The sequence below is a fragment of the Rhodothermales bacterium genome, assembly GCA_034439735.1.
Classification (GTDB): domain Bacteria; phylum Bacteroidota; class Rhodothermia; order Rhodothermales; family JAHQVL01; genus JAWKNW01.
On sequence record JAWXAX010000183.1, the window covers coordinates 1 to 19,884 of the forward strand.

A 19,884-nucleotide genomic window follows, 5' to 3' on the forward strand; every position below is an offset into this window, starting at 1 on the left:
CTCCCGTCGTATCCGCCAATGGCGAGCTCCGGGTGGAGTTCACCGGGCACGGACAGCATCGCGACGCGGCCTATCTGAAGATAGATCATCTCGGAGCGAAGGAAGGTCTCGTCGCCGGCCGGCTCCAGCGAGCGATCCAGCACGCCGGCCTCGATAAGTTGTCTGAAGCCTACATTATCGACCGGTAGCAGCACCTCTCGGGAGCGGTGGACGATGGTAGCCGGTGTTTCGGGTGTGGCGGCGATCAACGTCTGCTCGGTGAGCCGGCTGAGGATGGCGCCAAGGGCGCCGGCTTTTTCGTAGCTGCAGTCCCCACAGCGGTCGTAGGCGACGCCCTCGTGCGAAAAAGCGATGTTATTTGAGCCGATCTGGCCGCCAAGGGCACCCTGGAAAAAGACCGGAGCGGCGTCCGGGTAGAGCGCCAGCTGGGCGGTTCGCCAGGCCCCCACGAAATCGGCGCTGACGCTGGATCCGTTGATCACCTGTTCCGGGTGGCTGGCCCAGTTGAGGAGCGTGGCGATGACGCGACCGCTTTCGCGATCCCGGAAGCGCAGGGCCGCGAGGCGGTCGTCGATGATGATCGGGTCGCGCTGGTCCACCTGGTAGGTGTCGAGCCCGGTGCGGACCATCTCGCTTTCGAGAGTCGCCGGCCGGAGCCGGGCCACCGCCTCCTGCAGCGCCCCGATAATCTCCTCACGGACGCGGGCGAGGTACAGAGTATCCACCCCCGATTCCAGAGTGGACGGGCCGTATATCCCGAGCACGTCGGGTCCTTCGTGGGTGTGGGACGAGCCGAGGACGAGCAGGTCGATGCGGGTCGACCGGAAGCCGGGGTCCTGCCGGATCTTCTGGAGTTCCTGGCGGCCGTGCCCGAAGGAATCGAGCCCGACCATCCCGATGCGGACGCCGCCGGCTTCGAAGACGACGACGGAAGCCGCGAGTGGGTCGTGGACCGAAAGCGCCGGTCGGCGCTGGTCGTTGGCCAGCCAGAGCGGCTCGAAGACCATGTTGCCGTTGGGGTCGGTGAACGGCTCATCATCCTCCCATCGGTTATTGCCGTTGAGGTCTGTGTACGACTCGCCGAGTGATGGAGTGATATCACGTACGGACGCCCCGGCGCGAAAGACACCTGGCGAGGCCGTCGGGTCCGGCCGGCAGCCGGCGGCGATCAAGGCCACGTAGATCAGAAATCGGTTCATGGCAGCAAAGGGCGAGCGGGCGGGGGCCGGCGAGGTCATCGAGTTGCGCGTCACGTATCGATTCGATAGAATACGTCATCCACGCTACCCAATCCATCCGTAACCGCTCGACAGCCATGCAGAAATCGATGCCCCCAGACACGCTGAACCGCCGCGACTTTGTCAAGACAACAGCGGTGGCAGGGACGGGCCTGCTACTCGGCGGCGGGCCGCTGTCTCCTGGCCTGGTCGGGCTCAAAAATAAGGTGCGGTACGCCAATGTGGGCACGGGCTCGCGTTCGCAGATGTACCAGCGCGCCATCTTCCAAACGTATGCCGAACATGCCGAGATGGTGGGGCTGGCGGATGTGAACGAGGGCCGGCTGCGGCTGACGCAGGCGGCCGGCAAGGCCGCCACGGGGAAGGACATCCCCGGTTTCGACGCACGCGATTTCGATCGGATGATCGAACAGACGCAGCCCGATGTCGTGATCGTGACGTCGGTCGATGGCACGCACCACCAGTATGTCGTCCGCGCGATGGAGTTGGGGTGCGACGTGATCACGGAGAAGCCGATGACGATCGACGCTGAAAAGTGCCAGCAGATCATCGACGCCCGGCACCGGACAGGGAAAAAGTGCACGGTGACGTTTAACTACCGCTACTCGCCGCCGCGCACGCAAGTCAAGGACCTCCTCATGAGCGGCGCCATCGGAGACCTGTTGTCGGTTGATTTCCACTGGCTGCTCAACACGCACCACGGGGCCGACTACTTCCGGCGCTGGCACGCCAACAAGCGGCACTCGGGCGGCCTGATGGTGCACAAGTCGACCCATCACTTCGACCTCGTCAACTGGTGGCTCTCCGCGATCCCGGTGTCGGTGATGGCCACGGGTAAGCGGGACTTCTACACGCCGGCCATGGCCCAGCGCCTCGGCCTCCAGAGCCACCACGAACGCTGCCTCACCTGCCCCGAAAAAGCCGCCTGCGGGTTTCACATGGACCTCGCGGCCAATCGGGGACTCAAAGCGCTTTACCTGGACAACGAGCAGTACGATGGGTACTTCCGCGACCGCTGTGTCTTCCGGCCGGATATCGACATCGAGGACACGATGTCGCTCGCCGTGGCCTACGACAACGGCGTCCACATGTCGTACTCTCTCAACGCGTTTAATGCCTGGGAAGGGTACGCAATCAACTTCAACGGGACGAAGGGCCGGCTTGAGCACCGCGTCGTCGAGGCCATCTATGTCAACGGGACCGACACCGTCCAGGGCGGCATCGAGGAGGGTGGCGTGACCACCCGGGTGATCCCGTTGCGCGGCGCGCCGATCGAACATGAACCCTGGACGGGCGAAGGTGGCCACGGCGGCGGGGACGACGTCATGCTGGACGACATCTTCCTCCCGGAGAAAAAAGTGGATAAATACAAACGCGCGGCAGATCACCGCGCCGGCGCCTACTCGATCCTCACCGGCATCGCCGCCAACACGAGCTTCGACACCCGGGCCGAGGTGCGCGTGGCGGACCTCGTGCGCGACATCGGGTATCCGGACTACGCCGCCATGCCGTCGCACGTGCAGCCCGTGCCAATGCCGTAACGAGGGCTTTTGTAGGGCTTCCCTGTCACAATGGCAGGAAAACGAAGCTGGTACGGTTTTTCGTTGAGGTACGTGCAGTACCAACCAAACCGGGCCTTACCGCTCGAAAGAAGGATGCTCAATCAGCGCCATTTTGAACGACTCAGCCGGCTCCACCGCACCGCACCATCCAGCTTTTATGCGGATGATGAAGTGAATGTCGGCGCCGGCCGGGCTCAGGCTACCCACCCGGTTGTGGAACGCGACCTCGACGCCAGCGGCCGCGTGGACCCGACGGTGTACCATAAACTGCTTTCCGATGCCGCCATGCTGGCGGCCGGTTCGCTCGTCGAAGGACAATTCGTCACCATCTCCTCGTTTAACTACTATGTGACGCAGATGGTAGGGGCGGGTGAGCTTCAGGCGGCCGCACAAGTCGTACACGCACGGCCTCAGTTGTTCACCGTCAACGCCGTGCTCACCGATGGCAATGGCCGCGTGCTGGCCGTCGGCTACGGCACCTACAGCCCGGGCCCGGTCGCCATGGCCGAGGAAGAGGTGGGCACGCCCGGCGAGAGCCAGCCGGCTGCGCCGGAAGAAACGCCGCCGGCGTTTGACGCGTTCGCGACTTTTCTCGACACCCCGTTTGGGCAGGTGGGGCTAAACTGATGGTCAGCATGTTTTGACAGGGGGACGGTAGCCACCCTGGCACCGTCCCCCTCTATCATTCTGCGACTGGTCTACCCGGCTGCATTGGCCTGGGGAGTGCAACGCACTCTTCATCAGGTACCGAATAAGGAAACTGCGGCTCGGAAATCTAGGCGGTTTGGTCGAGATCAAGATGGCTCGCCCAGGTCTTGAAGTCCTGCCAGGACACGTCACCGAACTCCCGCCGCAACGCGTTGAGATCGGCCGAATACCCCGTTGTCGCGAACCATTCGAACATGATGGCCATATCCTCGCTCTGGGCCCGTAGCGCATCAGGAGGAAAGCCCTGGTACACGATAGGGCGTCCCAGCTTCCGGGACAGGATCGCGGCCACGTCGCTGTTGGTCAGTTCGTCGCCGGCAATGTTGAACCGTTTCCCGAAAACGCGCTCGCCGCGCTCGATCAGAACGGCCGCGAACGCGCCGATGTCGGCGACGGCGATTTGCTGAAGAGGACGATCCCCGGGCATGGCCATGGCAAGTGTTCCGCCCATGATCCCGGGTAGTAGCCAGGGCGCGAGGAGGTTCTCCATAAAGAAAACCGGTGCGCTGATTGTGTACGGAACACCGGATGCGGCCAGGACTTCCTCCACACGAAACTTACTATCGAAGTGGGGAATGCCGGTTTTCAGATCGGCGCTTGCCACCGAACTGTATACAAAGTGCTTGACGCCGGCTCGTTTCGCCGCCTCGATCAACGCGATGCCCTGTGCCGTCTCGGCGTCTTCGCCGGCTTCGAAAGGCGTCGTCATGGCGTAGATGGCATCGATGCCCGCCATGGCGCGGTCGAGTGAGCCACTATCCGTGAAATCCCCGGCCATCAGTTCGGCACCCCTGGCGGCGAAGTGCGCGGCGGTCGGGGCGCCGGTATTTCGGGTGAGGCCCCGGACACGATGGCCTCTTGCAAGAAGGGCGTTGGCGACAGAGCCACCCTGCTGGCCGGTAACGCCTGTTACGAGTACATGGGAGGATGAGGGCATATCATTTTGTGTGTATACGATTCATGTATGTACATGAATCTGTGGAAAAAAATTACCCGCGCACCTTGTCGAGGAGCAGGTTGAGGATGCCGGCTTCGTCTTTGGTCAGCCGGTTTGCAAGCTCACGACCGGTGGCGCCAACGAGAGGGTCCACGATCTTCAGTAAATCCAGCCCGCTCGACGTGATCCGTACATCGACTTTTCGAGGACTGTGCAACGGCGTGTGGCACCGAGCCGCACAGCAGAATCAAACCGAGGAAAAAAACGAGTCGAGCCGGACGCATGGCATTGCGCAGGTTTATTTATGTAACCACCGAGACAATGTCTACGCCGAGTTCGGCGAAAGCACGCTGGGCGAGCCGGACATCGTAGTCGGTCTGTAAACCATAAAAATACCCATCCGAAAGCCCCAAAGCGCGTGACAGGCGGATACCGGTTTCGGCCGTAATGGCGCGCTTTCCGTGGATGATCTCGGAGATACGCCCTTTGGGGATGCCGGATGCCTCGGCCAGTTTGTGCTGGGTGAGGCCGAGCGGATCCAGGAACTCTTCTTTGAGGATAATTCCCGGGTGTTCGACTGAAATACGTTCAGCGTCCATAGTGATTTGTGATTTCTACATCGTAAGCGTCGCTACCATCCCATAAGAAACAGATTCGCCACTTGTCGTTGATTCGTATGCTAAAAGAACCCGCCCGATCTCCGAGGAGTGCTTCAAAGCGGTTACCGGGGGGCATTCTCAGATCCTCAACGCATGTCGATTGATCAATCATTCTCAATTTACGCAGGGCTCTGGTCTGGATATCAGCAGGCAGTCGTTTCGATGTGAGGCCAGCAAATATCCGTTCTGTTTCCGGGTCCTTGAATGTCTTGATCATGGAGGCTACACAATTCGCGGCACAATGTTCCCTTTGTGGGAACTTGTCTGTCACTGGGCTTGAAGTAGTCGGAAAAATAGTGCATAAAACCCCGGGCAGAAATGAAATCGGGTGATCGCTATCTGGCCTCAAACGTGTTGATTTGATCCGGCTCCTCGTCTGAGGACACGCTTTCATCCGTCAGGAGATGGCGCCACACATCCATTGTACCCAACATGTTGATAGGTATCGATTTGACCTCTACCACGCCGCGGGGACAAGGCCATAAAACAAACTATCCGGAGGGATCCACTCCAGCGCCAGGAGGTCATTCGGTGAGCGGACGGGGAGTTCGAGCTGGAACGGATGGGCGCCGGCGGCGAGATGGATCAGCGTCTCCTGGTCACTCTCCAGCGAGGTGATGACGATCTGGTCGTCGATGGTGAATTGCCCGGTTAGCGCTCCTTTTATGCGGAAGAAGTACTTGCCGGCGGTCGGGATCGACAGGGCGCCATCGACGATGAGGTGCATAGGCAAAGGGGATAGACGGGCGATGTCGGCGCCGGCAAACCGAAGGGTCGCGGCCGGGCTTTCGAAGCGTGGCGGAACGAGCAGGCCGGCATCTGGCGCGTAAAGCAGGAGGCGGAGCGGGCCGGTAGGGTCCGGTGGCAGCGTTTCGGTCGTGGCGTACCACCCTCGCAGCAACGAGTCACGGTCGTGAGTTGCCAGCACCCAGTCCACCATCCGCCCGACGTCTTCTGCCTTCAAGAACGGGTGCCGGCTCATCTGGGCGCTGCCCCAGAGCCCGCCGCCGCCTTCCATGACTTTGCCGACAAGCGTGCTCCGTATGTCGGTACGCCCCAGGTAGCGCCTTGCGATCCGGGTGTAGGAGGGGCCGATGGATGTCTCCGTGATCCCGTGGCACGAGAAGCAGTCCGATTGCTTCATGGCTTCCAGCGGATGGATCTCCGCCGGCCGCTCCGATCGCCGTATGGGATCTTGCGGCTCTGTACAGCCCGAGGTCAGAAGCAGGAATGAGAACGCAAGCAGAATGGTCCGGAAGGATGACACAACAGATGGCGACTACGCGATGAGTAGCGATTCCGCGACTCGTGGCATCGCCCGGCCAAAGGCTTCGCGTACCAGGCATCCGGTGAGCGTATCTCCACGCGAATCGCCGAGGTTGAGGATACCGATCGGCCGCTGGTCCTTCGAGGCCCGTAGCACGAATCGGTACCCCGAGTAGACGGCGAGCGACGAGCCGATGACGAGCAGCGCCTCCGCCTGGTCATAAAGCCGCCAGGCCTCCGCGACCCGATCGCCGGGTACGTTTTCGCCAAAGAAGATGACATTCGGCTTGAGCGTTCCGCCGCAGCTGCTACACGCCGGTACATGGAAGTGGGTGTACGGCCGGTAGTCGATCTCGGCGTCGCCGTCCGGCGCCGCGTCCACCGATTTCGTATCCCAACCCGGGTTCAGGGCGAGCAGCCGCTGCTGCATGGCATCGCGCCGCGTGAGGCCGCCGCAGCCGAGGCAAAGCACTTCTTCCAACGCACCGTGAAGCTCGACGACGGTCCGGTTGCCGCCAGCCTGGTGGAGTCGATCCACGTTCTGGGTGATGACGCCGGAGACGACGCCCGCCGCCTCCAGCCGCGCCAGGGCATAATGCCCGTCGTGTGGCCGCGCCAAGGCGATGGTCGGCCAGCCGGCGAGGCTTCGCGCCCAGTACCGGGCGCGGGCCAGCGGATCCGAGATAAACGCGCGATACTGAATCGGATTACGCGCCTTGAGCCGGGTCTGGGGGCCCCTGTAATCCGGAATGCCCGATTCGGTGCTGCAACCGGCGCCCGTCAGAACGAGCGTTCGCCGGCCGCGCATCAACCCGATCAGGTCATCGACGGCGGTATCGTTTCTATGAATAAGCATGGCTGAACTACATGAATGCAGTCCGCCAAGATAGAATGTCTGCTCCGGATTTCCATGCGCCAAACCGTGTAGCTGGTGTGATTTCCCTGCAACCCCAGTAGGGAGTTCTGGAGCATTACACTGAGTTTTAGGGGTTGATATAAAGTGTTATTTATAGGGTCGCAATAGTTTACGAAGTGCGTGCTCAACCACTTTCTCGGGAGGCTCGTCCGTTGCAATCCGTATCACGGACGGCGCCTCGTCGGCCTCCGTCGCTTCGTACCGTGCGCTGAGTGCGGCCATGTCCTCCAGACGGGCGTCGGAAATCACACCAGCATCCGCGGACCGGGCCTCCAGCCGGTGGCGAATGATGTCGTCGCTGGCGACGGCCTCGAGGAAATAGACCGGCGCCCGGGCCGGCAGGGTGCGTCGTAGTGCCTCGCGCTCGGCGCGTCGGCCAAAGGTGGCGTCCAGCACGATCCCGGCACCCAGGCGGACCCGTTCCACCGCCCGCTCGCGCAGCGCGGCATACACGGCCTCGGTCCGGTGCGGGGTGTACAGCCAGGATCGTGTCTCGGATGATGCGCGTTCGAAGAGTGGCAGCCCGGCCTGCTCCTTACGGAGCCGGTCCGATGAAACAACCTCCCACCCCAGCGCTTCACCCAGCGCGCCGGCCAGTGTACTTTTACCGACCCCGATCCGCCCCATGACCACCACAACCGCCGGCCCGGCGCCGAAGAGGGCATACCTCAGCGCCAGCTGATAATACCGCTTCGCCCGGTCGCGACTTTTAGTGCACTCTTTTTCGAGTATCTCCCTGTCTTCGCTGCGCAGGCTTTCGACCTTGGCGCGTACGTATGCCCGGTAGCAGGCGTAGAAATCAATCACTCCGTCGAGCGTCGAGTCGTCGAGTGCTCGGGCCATCTCGGTCACGAAGTACCGGGCGAGGTCGTGGCAGCCGGCATAATCCAGGTCCATCGCCAGAAAGGCGATATCGCTGGCGGTATCGATGGTGCGAAGGCGCTCGCTGAACTCGATACAATCGTAGATGCACAGCCCATCGCGATCGGCGTGGATATGCTCGAGCCGAAGGTCGCCGTGGGCATCGACGATCCGCCCTTCCCGCCGGCGCTGCTCGAGCAACCCGGCTCGGGAGACGTAAAACTGATCGACGTATGCCCGAATCGTCTCGTAGGCCGGCTGGCTGATGAGGTTGCCGGCAAAACGGGCCGTCTGTGCGAAATTCTCGTCGGTGCTGATCCGAAGCGCCTCGACACGCCCCCAGGCCGATTGATCAGGGATCGAGGATAGCCGGTGATAGAAGACCGAAAGGGCCCCGACCACGCGGTCGATATGCCGCGCCCTCAGGGCGCCGGCGGCGAGAAGGTGATGGAGGAAATAACGCTCGTCAAGTTCATGCATGCGGACGGCGTAGTCGACGATCTCGCCCTCGCCGCCAAAGGCCAGGCGGCCCTCGACCTGACGGATCGGAACGACCCCGTCGTAGATCCGGGCGCAGAGCCGGCGGTTTAAACGCACCTCTTCCTCGCAGAAATGCCGGCGTTTCTCCAGCGTGGAAAAATCCAGAAACCCGAAATCGACGGCTTTTTTGACTTTGTAGACAAACGGCGATGCAATGGCGACGATCGAGATGTGCGTCTGGATGATACGCACGGTCGCCGGCCGATGCGGGTAGGAGGCGGGGTCGCCAAGGAAACGGATGAGTTCGGGAGGCTCGCTGCGCTCGCGGTCTGAGGGCATAGGTGCAGGCGGGATGTCCGGGCCAGGGTCATGCGCTCGCTTCGCGAGCGGTCGGGGTCCGGAGTTTGGAGAAAACACGTTAGTGCTCTACCTGTTCGATCGAGCCAGGTTCTGCGTTATCCCTTCTCGCCGCGTCAGCAACGCAGGCAGGAAGCCGAGGGCCGAGAGCAGCGTCATGCCGATGCCCGAGATAGCGAGGGTGCCGAGTACGGGGCAGGATACAGGAATCAATGGGGAGATATGACGGGAGGCGCCCGTTCGGGAGATCGGATTACTCCTTACAACGAGACACGCCGACTTTGCCTAGATTTACGGAAGACCTCTCAGCGTTCACCGGGTGAAGACGATGCGGACGACGAGCCGAAACGCACGCGGAACAGCACGATGGTCAGCGACACTTGTTCTCGCTGCCGCGTGTGTCCTGGCGCCGGCTGCAGTCGGCCAGTCGCTTAACGACCTGTTGGCGATCGGGCGGGAGGCGTTTGAGGACTCGACGCTCAGTTCATTTTACGAACGGCGCGGATATGCGCCTGCGTGGATCGCCGCCGGCCGGCCAACAGCCGCGGCCGACTCGGCGATTGCGGTGATGGGAGCGGCGGTGGAGCACGGTCTCGACCCCGCGGCGTTCGGATACAGTCCTCTGGCCGATAGGTTGGCAGCAGTCGATGCTCTGGCGCCGGCAGACGCCGCGCGCTTCGAAGTCGCGCTCACAGAGGCGATGCTGCGCTATGCCCGTGCACTGCTGCGCGGCAAGGTCGATCCGCGTATGATCCATCCAGGTTGGCGGGCCTTGCCGCGGAGCCGCGATCTGGCGGCGGAACTCGCGTTGGCTGTCGAGCAGCGCTCGATCCGATCCCTCGTGCCCCGCATCGCGCCGCGGACGCCGGGCTATCTGCGGTTGCAGGAAGCGCTGGTCCGCCTCCGCCGGCTCAACGACCGGGGCCCATGGCCCGTGTTACCGGCTACGGTCGCCTTTGAGTTCGGCGCGATGGACCCCTCAGTAGCTGTGTTGCGTGACCAACTTACAGCCTTCGGCGATCTACCTGAAGCGACGCTCGCACGAGGACCGGAGGCCCTGTTCGACTCGACGCTGCGGCATGCCGTGATCCAATTCCAGCGCCGGCACGGCCTCGTGCCGGACGGCGTGGTCGGCCGCGCCACTCGGGCGGCCCTGAATGTCCCGCCGACGGCGCGAATGCATCAGGTGGAACTGAATCTGGAACGTCTGCGGTGGATGCCTGCATTGTGGACCGGCCGATTCGTGGTCGTCAACATCGCCGGCTGCCGGCTCGCCGTGGTAGAGGATGGACAGGTCGTGCTGGAAATGCAGGCCATTGTCGGCGCGACGGACACGCGCACGCCGGTTTTTAACGCCACCATCACAGGACTTGTCCTTGCGCCCACCTGGTATGTGCCGGCCAGCATCGCGGAAAATGAGATTTTGCCCGCCACAAGGGCGGATTCGACGTATCTCGACCGCCATCAGATGTCTGTGTTGCCGTCAGGCGTCATCCGCCAGGAGCCCGGCCCTTCGAATCCGCTCGGACGCATCAAGTTCAGCGTCGCCAACCCGTACGATATCGGCCTCCACGATACCCCGGATCGCCGGCGCTTCGCGTCGGTCAGCTGTACCTTCAGCCACGGATGTGTGCGGCTCGGCGACCCTCTGGCCCTCGCCGAGTACGTGCTGGGAGATGAAAACCTGTGGTCGCGTGAGCGGATCGAGACGACCATCGCACGGTGGATCGAAACCCCGGTGACGATCGTCGATCCGATTCCCATCTTTGTGATCTACCTCACCGCCTGGGTGGACGATGCCGGCCTCCTCCACCTGCGCGAGGATCGGTACGGTCACGACGCCACGCTCGGACGCCTGCTGGACCGACTGTGACCGGAATCGTCCTACAGGCCGGCAAGCAGGTTGCCCACAGGCGGACCGGTATTCCGCTGTGGGGAAGACGGCCCCAGGTGGGTTACCCTGTATTCGGGTGGCCCTCCGTCCGGCGTGCCGCCCACGCACCAATCACGGTGACGACGATGGAAAGAGCGAAGAACGATAGCCGCAAAAAAGGGACGATGGGGCAGCGCGAGCGGTTCAAAGACAATCGTCACGATACCTACCTCGAACGCAAGAAATGGCTGGAGCCGACCGCTTGCCGCACGTGCGGCGCCGTGTACACAGCAGGGCGGTGGACGTGGAACCCGGCGCCGATGAGCGTCCACGAGGTCACGTGTCCCGCCTGCCAGCGGATCGCCGATGGTTACCCGGCCGGGATGATCGCTCTGCGCGGGTCGTTTCTACCGCTGCACCGCGACGAGGTGCTCGGCCTGATTCGGAATACTGAAGCGGCCGAAAAAGGCGAACATCCGCTTGAACGACTCATGGGCGTTTCTGAAAAGGGAGATCAGACTGACATTACGACGACCGGCATTCATCTCGCCCGCCGCATCGGCTCGGCGCTCGCAAGCGCGTACGGCGGCGAACTGAAGATCGAATTCGGGGAAGGGTCGAACACCATCCGCGTGGTCTGGGAGCGTTGACGCTGGAATTTCATCCACTTCCTGGCGTATGTATCCATGACTGAATGAGGTCAACCGGCTTGCCGAGCCCCACTGTATCTGATACTGTGCCCGAATCTGTGCCCGAATCTGTGCCCGATACAGAGTCCCAAACTGTGTCCGAAATCGACATCGCACCTGATCGTCCGTTGCGCCCGACGGCGCCGGTGGATACGCCCTGGGCGTTATCCGCTGGCGCCGTGGCGCATGCTTTCGACGTGGCCGTCGACCACGGCCTGTCCGAAGCCGAGGCGGCTTCGCGTCGGCTCCGTCACGGCCCCAATCGCCTGACGGCGCACCGGCGGCGGAGCGCCTGGGGCATCCTGTTGGAGCAGTTCAAGAGCCTCATCATGGCCCTGCTGGCGGCGGCGGCCGGCGTGGCCTACGCCTTTGGCGAGACGCTGGAGGCCGGAGCGGTGCTGGTCGTCATCGTCCTCAATACCGCCATCGGGTTCTTCACCGAGTGGCGGGCCGTGCGCTCGATGGAGGCGCTCTTCGCCATGGGCACCGTCACTACCCGGGTCCGACGGGGTGGACGGATCGTGGAGGTGCCGGCGGAGGACATCGTACCCGGCGAGATCGTGGTGCTCGAGGGAGGGGATGTCGTGACGGCCGACCTGCGGATCCTCACCAGCTCCAAGCTCCAGGCGGACGAGTCGGCGCTGACAGGCGAAAGCGTGCCGGTGAGCAAAGGGGCCGAGGCCACCGAGCCGGCGGCCCCCCTGGCCGACCGTCGGTCCATGCTGTATAAAGGCACCTCGCTGACCCGCGGCTCGGGTCACGCCGTGGCGACGGCGACCGGGATGGCGACCGAGCTGGGCGCGATCACGAAGCTGGTGGCGGAGACCGGCGAGGAAGCCACTCCGCTGGAGAAGCGGCTCGCGCTGCTCGCCCGCCGGCTCATCTGGATCACCCTGGTGATCACCGTATTCGTGACGGTCGCCGGCGCCGTGATGGGCAAGCCGATCCTGCTGATGATCGAAACCGGGATCGCCCTGGCTGTGGCCGCCATCCCCGAGGGGCTGCCTGTGGTCGCGACAATTGCGCTCGCCCGCGGCCTGCGACGGATGGCGCGACGAAATGCGCTCGTCCGCCGGCTCTCGTCGGTCGAAACCCTCGGCGCGACGGGTATCATCTGCACGGATAAAACGGGGACGCTCACCGAGAACCGGATGACGCTTACCCGGGTAGCCGTCGCGACCGGAGACATGGATCTCCCCGCCGCCGCGCCCGACGCGCTCGTCCGCGAAGCCCTCACCATCGGGGTGTTGTGCAACAATGCGTCGGTGATGGACATAAGCGCCGCGACGGGCGATCCGCTGGAGGTGGCGCTGCTCCAGGCCGGCGTCGCCGTCGACCTCCACCGGGAGGCCCTTGTCGCCGAATGGCCCGAGGTGGCCGAAGAGGCGTTCGATCCGGATGTGAAGATGATGGCCACGTTCCACGCACGGGAGGGCGGATTCCGTGTCGCCGTAAAAGGCGCCCCAGAGGCCGTGTTGCAAGCCGCGACGCACGTGTTAGCGGCAGATGGCGCCGAGCCCCTCACCGACGAGCGCCGGCGCCAATGGCAGGCCCGCAACGAAGCGATGGCCACCGCCGGCTTCCGCGTGCTCGCCGTCGCCCGGCGCGAGGCGGAGCAGCCGGACGAGGCCCCGTACGAACGCCTCACCTTCGTCGGGCTTCTGGGACTGACGGATCCTCCCCGCGAGGAGGTCCGCGACGCCCTCGTCGCCTGCCGACGCGCTGGCATCGAGGTCGTCATGGTCACCGGCGATCAGCCCGTCACGGCGCAGCGCATCGGCGTGGCGGTGGGCCTGGTTGAGCCCGGGGCCGAAGTGATCAACGGGACGGACATCCCACCACTCGATAGGATGGACGACGCGCTGCGCGCCCGCCTGCTCAACGCCCGCCTCTTTGCCCGCGTGAGCCCGAGGCAGAAGCTCGATCTCATCGAACTGCACCAGCACGCCGGCCGGATCGTGGCGATGACGGGCGACGGCGTCAACGACGCGCCGGCCCTCAAAAAGGCCGATATCGGCGTGGCGATGGGGCTACGGGGCACCCAGGTGGCCCAGGAAGCCGCCGGCATGGTGCTGAAGGACGACGCGTTTTCGACGATCGTCGCCGCCATCGAAGAGGGGCGCGCCATCTTCGAGAACATACGGAAATTCGTCCGCTATCTTCTGTCGTGTAATGTGAGCGAGGTGATGGTGGTCGGCCTCGCCGCGATGGTCGGGGGCACCCTGCCCATCCTTCCCCTACAGATCCTGTTTCTCAACCTGGTCACCGATGTCTTTCCTGCCCTCGCCCTGGGCCTCGGCGCCGGCGCGGACAACCTCATGCGCCGGAAACCCCGCGACCCGGCCGAGCCGGTGCTGGTCCGGGCCGACTGGCAGGCGATCGCGTTTTACGGGGTCGCGTTTACGCTGGCCGTCATCGGGGCGCTCGAAGTCGCCCAGCGCGGCCTGGGGCTCCCCGAGCAGGAGGCGGTCACCATATCCTTCCTCACCCTGGCCTTCGCCCAGCTCTGGCATGTCTTTAATATGCGCGAAACAGGCACGAGTGCGCTGCGCAACGAGGTGACGCGGAACCCGTACGTCTGGGCCGCCCTCGCCCTGTGTTCGGGGCTGACCCTCGCGGCCGTTTACATCCCGCCCATCGCCGCCGCATTGAAGGTGGCGCCGCCGGGGCTCGCCGGCTGGGGGGTGGTGCTTGGAATGAGCCTCGTGCCCCTCGTCGCGGGCCAGGCGCGGCACGCCCTGCGGGCTCGTGTAAGCGTCCACCCTACATCATGATGAGCAAGAATCGCAGGTTTCGGTAGGGGCGCCGCTTACGAGATGGACCCGGGCGACGGTGCATATTAATGGGTGATGGACTACCGCCGTGAAAACCCGCGACGCGTGTCCAGCAAAAATCCGAACGAGGTTCGCTATGTCGATCAAGAAACTCGAAAAAAAATCCTGGAAGGCCTATTTCAACGGTCTTTCGAAGTCCTACATGCACCATGAGCGCACGGACTACGCCGAGATCCGGGTCTTTTCCCCGGAGGTCGGCGCTCAGCCCGAAACGAGTTGGTTGCCGCTTGGAGGCATCACCTACGACGATAAGGACGACCTGCTTGAGGTGAATGTCGAGCACCTGGATCACCTCGTCTATCAACCCGAGGAGATTTATGTCGATGAAACGCCCGACGGCGTGCTCACGACGCTGGAGATCATCCGTAAGGACGGCATCAAGGAGATCATTGAACTACGATAGGCCGGGCGATCACGCCAGGATTTCTCCCAAACAAACGGGGTGGCCGCGAACACGCTGGATGCGTAGGGGTGGTCGCCGCGAGGATATCATGATGAAATCGACGTCTTTCCTGGTACTTCGTGTTTCGAGTATGTGGGTGGTGCTGGCGCTGATCGTCATGCCGGGATGTGCACGCCGGAAGGCGATGGACGCCGGCGACGAAAATTTCCTGGCAAAGGGGCAGGTTACGTTCGAGCAGTCGTGTGCCAGTTGCCACGGCTCCGATGCGAGAGGAGTCGGTCCGGCCTCCCATCTGCTGGCTGTCCCGGCGTCGGATCTGACGCAGCTCAGCGAGAAATATTCCGGCCGGTTTCCTGTGGACGAATTATACAGCATGATCGAAGGTAATGAGAAGGTCGGCGCACACGGTACCCGAGAGATGCCGGTATGGGGCAACATCTGGAGTGAAAAGGACGGGAGGCCCGTACGCCGCGAGATGGTCGAACGTCGTATCAACGAGTTGATCGAGTACCTGCGGTCCATCCAAACCGAGTAGAGGAGAGACCATGAAGCGGACAGGAGGTTGTGAAACGTTGCGCCTCGCGATGGCGCTCATCGTCGCGATGAGTCTGTCTATTTCGAGCGTCGCCCGGGCGCAGGAGGATGTGGATCTGGACAAGGTCATGATCCGGGTGATGGGCGACGTGGAGGTGCCGGCCGGCCAGCGCGAGGCCGCGGTGCTGGTGATCCGGGGGGATGTGGATGTCTTCGGCGAGGCCGAACTGGTGGTCGTCGTCGAGGGCACGGCCCGGCTCCACGGGGCACAGGTGGGTGAGTTGGTGGTGGTACAGGGCGAAGCCTTGCTGGATGACAGCGTTCGGGTGTCCGGCAATATCCATCTGGTGAATGCCGAATTGGTCCGCGCCGATGGGGCAGTCGTCGGGGGCGAGGTGCTCTACGACAGCGGCACGCGGCTCGGACGCGGGTTGCTGGTCTTCGGGCTGCTGTTTGCGCTCGGCTCCATGTTAACGGTGCTGTTCTCTGGCCTGGTGATGGCGGCGGTGGCGCCTCGGGGCTCGCGCCGTGCCGGCGATGCGCTCACCAGCCATTTCGGCCCGACGCTCCTCGCCACCCTGTTCGTCTGGGTCGGCCTACCGATTCTGGCTGTTGTAGCCATGGCGACGGTCGTCGGCATGCCCGTCGGGCTCGGCATTTTCCTGTTCATCCTGCCGTCCCTGGGTTTTCTGGGCTACCTCATCGTCGGGATCCGGCTGGGCGACTACGTGATAGGCGTGATCCGGGGGAGCGACGAAGCGTGGCATCCGTACCTCGCCGCGATGGTGGGCCTCATCCTGCTGCTGTTCATCGGCACCGTCCCGATTCTCGGGTCGATCGTTTCTCCCATCGCGGCTATGCTCGGCGCCGGCACGCTCGCGCTGCTCGCCTGGCGCGAGGTGCGCCGGCCCAGGATTGAAGAACCCGTCGCGGTGGCCTGATAACGTCCGAATGTGGGCGCGAGGGAAGGCCGGGGCGCGTCGAATCAGAAACCCTCGCCCCACGAAACCCGCCGGGATCGCGGAAGTATCAAGCGCACTTTCGGGGTGTGGCGCAGCCCGGTAGCGCGCTTCGTTCGGGACGAAGAGGTCGTGGGTTCGAATCCCGCCACCCCGACACGAAAAGCGGCCATCGACGTATGTCGGTGGCCGCTTTTGCGTTATTAAACGACGACACTCGGCGCTTAACCCCGATAGTCTGGAGCTATAATCCTCATGCAAACACCCCGTACATCTGCTCGATCGTGTTCTTGTACTTCGCCTCGATCACCTTCCGCTTCAGCTTCATCGTCGGCGTCATCATCTCGTTATCCACCGTGAATGCCTCGGCGACGAACCGGAAGTCTCGGATTTTCTCCGGCGCGGCGGCGGTTTTTGAGTAGGTCTTGAACGTCTCTGCGTATAGCTTTTTGATCGACTCGTTCGCCAGCAGTTCGGCATCCGTCGTGTACACGATGCTCTGCTCCCGGGCGTACACCTTCAGCGCGTCGAACATCGGCACCACAAGCGCCGTGAGGTATTCGCGGCCCTCGCCGACGACCATCACCTGGTCGATTAGTGCGTTGGTCTTGAACTGCTCCTCGATCGGGCCCGGGTAGATGTTCTTCCCGCCGGCCGACACGATCATGTGCTTGATCCGGTCCGTAATCACCAGATAGCCGTCGACGAACTTGCCGATATCTCCCGTATGGTACCAGCCCTGCGCGTCGATCGCTTCGGCCGTCGCCTCCGGGTTGTTCCAGTATCCCTTCATGATGTTGGGCCCCTTCGCGATGATCTCGCCTTCCTCGGTGGTCACCGCCGACGGGTACTGCTCGCCGGTCAGCTGGCCGATGATCGCTTTTGTGCCGGTATGTTGGATGCCTACGGTCACCCCGGGGAGCACATGTCCCACAGTGCCATACCGTGGCGCCCGGTACGGGTTGGCCGTCAGCACGGGCGACGTTTCGGTGAGGCCGTAGCCCTCCACGATGGTCACGCCGGCCGCCATAAAAAACTCGCCGATGGCCTTCGGTAGCGCTGCGCCTCCTGAAACGGCGAAACGCAGGTTGCCGCCGAGCTTTTCGTGCAGCCGAGCGAATACGAGCTTGTGCCCGATCGCCTGTTGGAGTCGCAGAATCGGACCCACGCTGCCCGTCGTATTGCGCGCCAGAGCGGCCTTTTTGCCCGCGTTGACCGACCAGTTAAAGATCTTCTTCTTAAGCGGCGACCCTTCCTCTACCGACTTTGCGATCAGGTTGTACATCTTCTCGAATAGTCGCGGCACCGAGATCATCACGGTCGGCTTTACCTCGCCGAGATTGCGGCTCACGGTGTCGATGCTCTCGGCGTACGTGATCTTCGCGCCGGCCGCCATGATGGCCGTGTAGCCGGCCGTCCGCTCGAACGAATGGCATAGCGGGAGAAACGAAAGATGGTGGTCGTCCGGCCCGAAAGGTACGTGGTTGAGCGCCGAAATGGCATTCGAGCACAGGTTGCGGTGCGTCAGCATCACGCCCTTCGGATTGCCTGTCGTGCCGCTCGTGTAGATCAGGGCGCACAGGTCTTCGGCCGTCACGGCCTCGTGGAGCGTGGAGAGCTCCGCACGGTGGGCTTCCCAGTACGCCTGGCCATCGGCCATTACGGCGTCCCAGGCACGGACGTGCTCCGGCCGGTCGGCCCGCATCTCGCTCATCGTCACGATTTCCTTCAGATTCGGGCAGCTGTCGAAGATCTCCTCGGCCTTACGCAGCTGGATGGCGGTGGAGACGAAGAACAGCGACGAGCCGGAGTCCTTGAGGATATACCCCACCTGCGACGCCGGCAGCGACGTGTACAGCGAGACGTTCACCGCCCCGATGAAGTGCGTCGCGAGGTCGACTACCGCCCATTCGGGTCGGTTCTCGGCGAGGATCGCCACGCGATCCCCCTTCCGGATGCCGCTTTTGTGCAGATAGCCGGCCATGGATTCGACCATCGCATGCAGGGACTCCCACGAAATCTCGGTCCACTGTTTCGTCTTTCGGTCCATATACCGCAACGCCGTACGTTGCTGGCCGGCGTAGAGCCGTGTAATGCGGTCGAAGAGCTGAGGTAGCGTTTCGAAGGGTACGATGGCGGACATGGGCGCAGACGCAAGGGGTCGGTGAGTAGGCCGCTCGGGAATCGCTTCCAGCAACGGGTGGGAAGCGAATCGATCGGGTTGCGGACGGCTTGGGCAGGGAATCTACAGCCTTGCCGCTCTAAAGGCAATTCATCCCGCGCCCTGGAGTTCCGCTCAGGCGACCGTGGCGGGCTCGAGCACCTCCGGCGCCACGGGGTTCGCCGGCATGGACGCGCTGTCCACCCCGATCGCGTCTCGGAGGTGGGCGAAGCCGTCCTGCTTGAGCAGCCGAACGAGCCCCCGGTTGATGCGCTTCACCACACCCGGCCCGCGATACACCAGCCCGGTGTACAGCTGCACCAGCGAGGCGCCGGCGCGGATGTTGGCGTAGGCGGTCTCGGCGGAATCGATCCCGCCCACGGCGATGATCGGAATCTTGCCCCCGGTCTTGAGGTGCAGGTACTGCACCAGCCGCGTCGTGCGGGCGGTGAGGGGCGCGCCGCTGAGGCCGCCCCGGCCGATTCGTGCCACCTCCTGTGCCGGCGTCCGCAGTTCGTCGCGGTCGGACGCGGTGTTGTTGGCGATCAGGCCTTCCACGCCCAGCTCGAGCGCCACGGCGATGGTTTCTTCGATGGCGCTATCGTACACGACGTGCCGCGAGAAGGTAGGGGAGAGTTTGATCAGGATCGGGACACGCAGCCGCATCTCCTCGCGGTCCGCCATGATGGCCGTCAGGAGGGTGTGGAGAGATTCGGGATCCTCGAAGGTCTTGCCCTCGAGCGTATTGGGGCAGGAGATGTTGAGCACCACATAATCCGCCAGGCCGGCCAGCAACCGGAAGCTGTGGCGGAAGTCCACGATCGCACCATTCCCCATGATCTCGGGGTCGTGGGTCTTGACGAGGTTGATGCCCAGCGGCGGGAGCGATTCGAGGGGGAGTTTCTTGAGCCGGCGGGAGATTTCCTCGGCGCCGTCGTTATTCAGCCCCATCCGATTGATCAGCGCCCGGTCCATCGGCAGCCGAAACGCCCGCGGCTTGGGGTTGCCGGCGCAAGCCCGGGCGCTCACCGACCCGACTTCGCAGTATCCGAAGCCGGCCCGCGCCCAGAAACGCACCAGGCGCGCGTTTTTATCGAAGCCGGCCGCCAGCCCCACCGGATTAGCAAACGGTTTCCCCCAGAGGCTCTGCTGGAGCATCGGGTGCTCGAAACCGAAGAGGGGGGCGATCAGCGAAGGGGCTACGGTCTGCGCGATACGTGCCGTCCCGCTCGCCAGGAGATGCGCGACCTCCGGGTCAAGTCTAAATAAGAGCGGACGGAAAATGGCGTACATCGCAGCGTTGGGCGACGGGGGTAGGTGGGAGTGGGGCCTCGGTCACGCGTCGCGGAAGTCACTTCAAGCGTCAAGTCACTTCAAGCGTCAAGTCACTTCAAGCGTCAAGTCACTTCAAGCGTCAAGTCACTTCAAGCGTCAAGTCACTTCAAGC

General features: G+C 63.3%; 17 protein-coding genes and 1 tRNA gene. 9 read left to right on the forward strand and 9 right to left on the reverse strand.

The window, feature by feature from the left end:
* The coding region (locus SH809_13890) for a hypothetical protein (protein ID MDZ4700796.1) at nt 1–1,199 on the reverse strand (1,199 nt) is incomplete at its 3' end.
* A gap of 116 nt (nt 1,200–1,315) precedes the next feature.
* Here SH809_13890 and SH809_13895 point away from each other — a divergent pair.
* Together SH809_13895 and SH809_13900 are read left to right on the forward strand one after the other, a co-directional pair.
* On the forward strand, nt 1,316–2,779 hold the full coding sequence (locus tag SH809_13895) for a Gfo/Idh/MocA family oxidoreductase (GenBank protein MDZ4700797.1): 1,464 nt from the start codon (nt 1,316–1,318) through the stop codon (nt 2,777–2,779).
* 114 nt (nt 2,780–2,893) lie between these two features.
* Nucleotides 2,894–3,427, forward strand: a complete 534-nt coding sequence (locus SH809_13900) for a hotdog fold domain-containing protein (GenBank protein MDZ4700798.1) — start codon at nt 2,894–2,896, stop codon at nt 3,425–3,427.
* Nucleotides 3,428–3,575: 148 nt separating this feature from the next.
* Here the strand turns inward: SH809_13900 and SH809_13905 are convergent, their stop codons facing one another.
* The 6 genes from SH809_13905 to SH809_13930 form a co-directional block, all read right to left on the reverse strand.
* Nucleotides 3,576–4,445, reverse strand: a complete 870-nt coding sequence (locus tag SH809_13905; protein ID MDZ4700799.1) for an NmrA/HSCARG family protein — start codon at nt 4,443–4,445, stop codon at nt 3,576–3,578.
* Between the two features lie 302 nt (nt 4,446–4,747).
* The gene (locus SH809_13910; GenBank protein MDZ4700800.1) at nt 4,748–5,044 is read right to left on the reverse strand and encodes a HigA family addiction module antitoxin; all 297 of its coding nucleotides are present in this window, start codon (nt 5,042–5,044) and stop codon (nt 4,748–4,750) included.
* 517 nt (nt 5,045–5,561) lie between these two features.
* A complete protein-coding gene (locus SH809_13915) occupies nt 5,562–6,248 on the reverse strand; it encodes a hypothetical protein (protein ID MDZ4700801.1) in 687 nt (228 codons plus the stop codon).
* 135 nt (nt 6,249–6,383) lie between these two features.
* Entirely contained in the window at nt 6,384–7,226 is an 843-nt protein-coding gene (locus tag SH809_13920; GenBank protein MDZ4700802.1) for an NAD-dependent protein deacetylase, read from the reverse strand.
* A 147-nt stretch (nt 7,227–7,373) separates the two neighbouring features.
* A complete protein-coding gene (locus tag SH809_13925) occupies nt 7,374–8,966 on the reverse strand; it encodes an AAA family ATPase (GenBank protein ID MDZ4700803.1) in 1,593 nt (530 codons plus the stop codon).
* Nucleotides 8,967–9,053: 87 nt separating this feature from the next.
* Entirely contained in the window at nt 9,054–9,197 is a 144-nt protein-coding gene (locus SH809_13930; GenBank protein MDZ4700804.1) for a hypothetical protein, read from the reverse strand.
* A 115-nt stretch (nt 9,198–9,312) separates the two neighbouring features.
* On the opposite strand from SH809_13930, the gene SH809_13935 reads away from it, so the two are divergent.
* The 7 genes from SH809_13935 to SH809_13965 all read left to right on the forward strand — a co-directional run bounded on the left by SH809_13935 (nt 9,313) and on the right by SH809_13965 (nt 16,433).
* A complete protein-coding gene (locus tag SH809_13935; GenBank protein MDZ4700805.1) occupies nt 9,313–10,857 on the forward strand; it encodes a L,D-transpeptidase family protein in 1,545 nt (514 codons plus the stop codon).
* Nucleotides 10,858–11,003: 146 nt separating this feature from the next.
* Nucleotides 11,004–11,507 (forward strand): BCAM0308 family protein, encoded by a 504-nt coding sequence (locus SH809_13940; protein ID MDZ4700806.1) that lies wholly within the window; start codon nt 11,004–11,006, stop codon nt 11,505–11,507.
* A gap of 134 nt (nt 11,508–11,641) precedes the next feature.
* Complete coding sequence (locus SH809_13945) at nt 11,642–14,320, forward strand: cation-transporting P-type ATPase (GenBank protein ID MDZ4700807.1); 2,679 nt, start codon at nt 11,642–11,644, stop codon at nt 14,318–14,320.
* A gap of 136 nt (nt 14,321–14,456) precedes the next feature.
* Nucleotides 14,457–14,783, forward strand: a complete 327-nt coding sequence (locus SH809_13950) for a DUF5335 family protein (GenBank protein ID MDZ4700808.1) — start codon at nt 14,457–14,459, stop codon at nt 14,781–14,783.
* 88 nt (nt 14,784–14,871) lie between these two features.
* Nucleotides 14,872–15,318 carry a c-type cytochrome gene (locus SH809_13955; GenBank protein ID MDZ4700809.1) on the forward strand — a complete coding sequence of 149 codons (447 nt, stop codon included), beginning with the start codon at nt 14,872–14,874 and terminating at the stop codon, nt 15,316–15,318.
* Between the two features lie 10 nt (nt 15,319–15,328).
* Complete coding sequence (locus SH809_13960) at nt 15,329–16,258, forward strand: hypothetical protein (protein ID MDZ4700810.1); 930 nt, start codon at nt 15,329–15,331, stop codon at nt 16,256–16,258.
* 101 nt (nt 16,259–16,359) lie between these two features.
* Nucleotides 16,360–16,433: transfer RNA gene (locus SH809_13965), tRNA-Pro, on the forward strand.
* A gap of 96 nt (nt 16,434–16,529) precedes the next feature.
* Here the strand turns inward: SH809_13965 and SH809_13970 are convergent.
* Nucleotides 16,530–18,419, reverse strand: a complete 1,890-nt coding sequence (locus SH809_13970) for a long-chain fatty acid--CoA ligase (GenBank protein ID MDZ4700811.1) — start codon at nt 18,417–18,419, stop codon at nt 16,530–16,532.
* 153 nt (nt 18,420–18,572) lie between these two features.
* The gene (locus SH809_13975; GenBank protein MDZ4700812.1) at nt 18,573–19,730 is read right to left on the reverse strand and encodes a quinone-dependent dihydroorotate dehydrogenase; all 1,158 of its coding nucleotides are present in this window, start codon (nt 19,728–19,730) and stop codon (nt 18,573–18,575) included.
* Nucleotides 19,731–19,884: the final 154 nt, after the last annotated feature.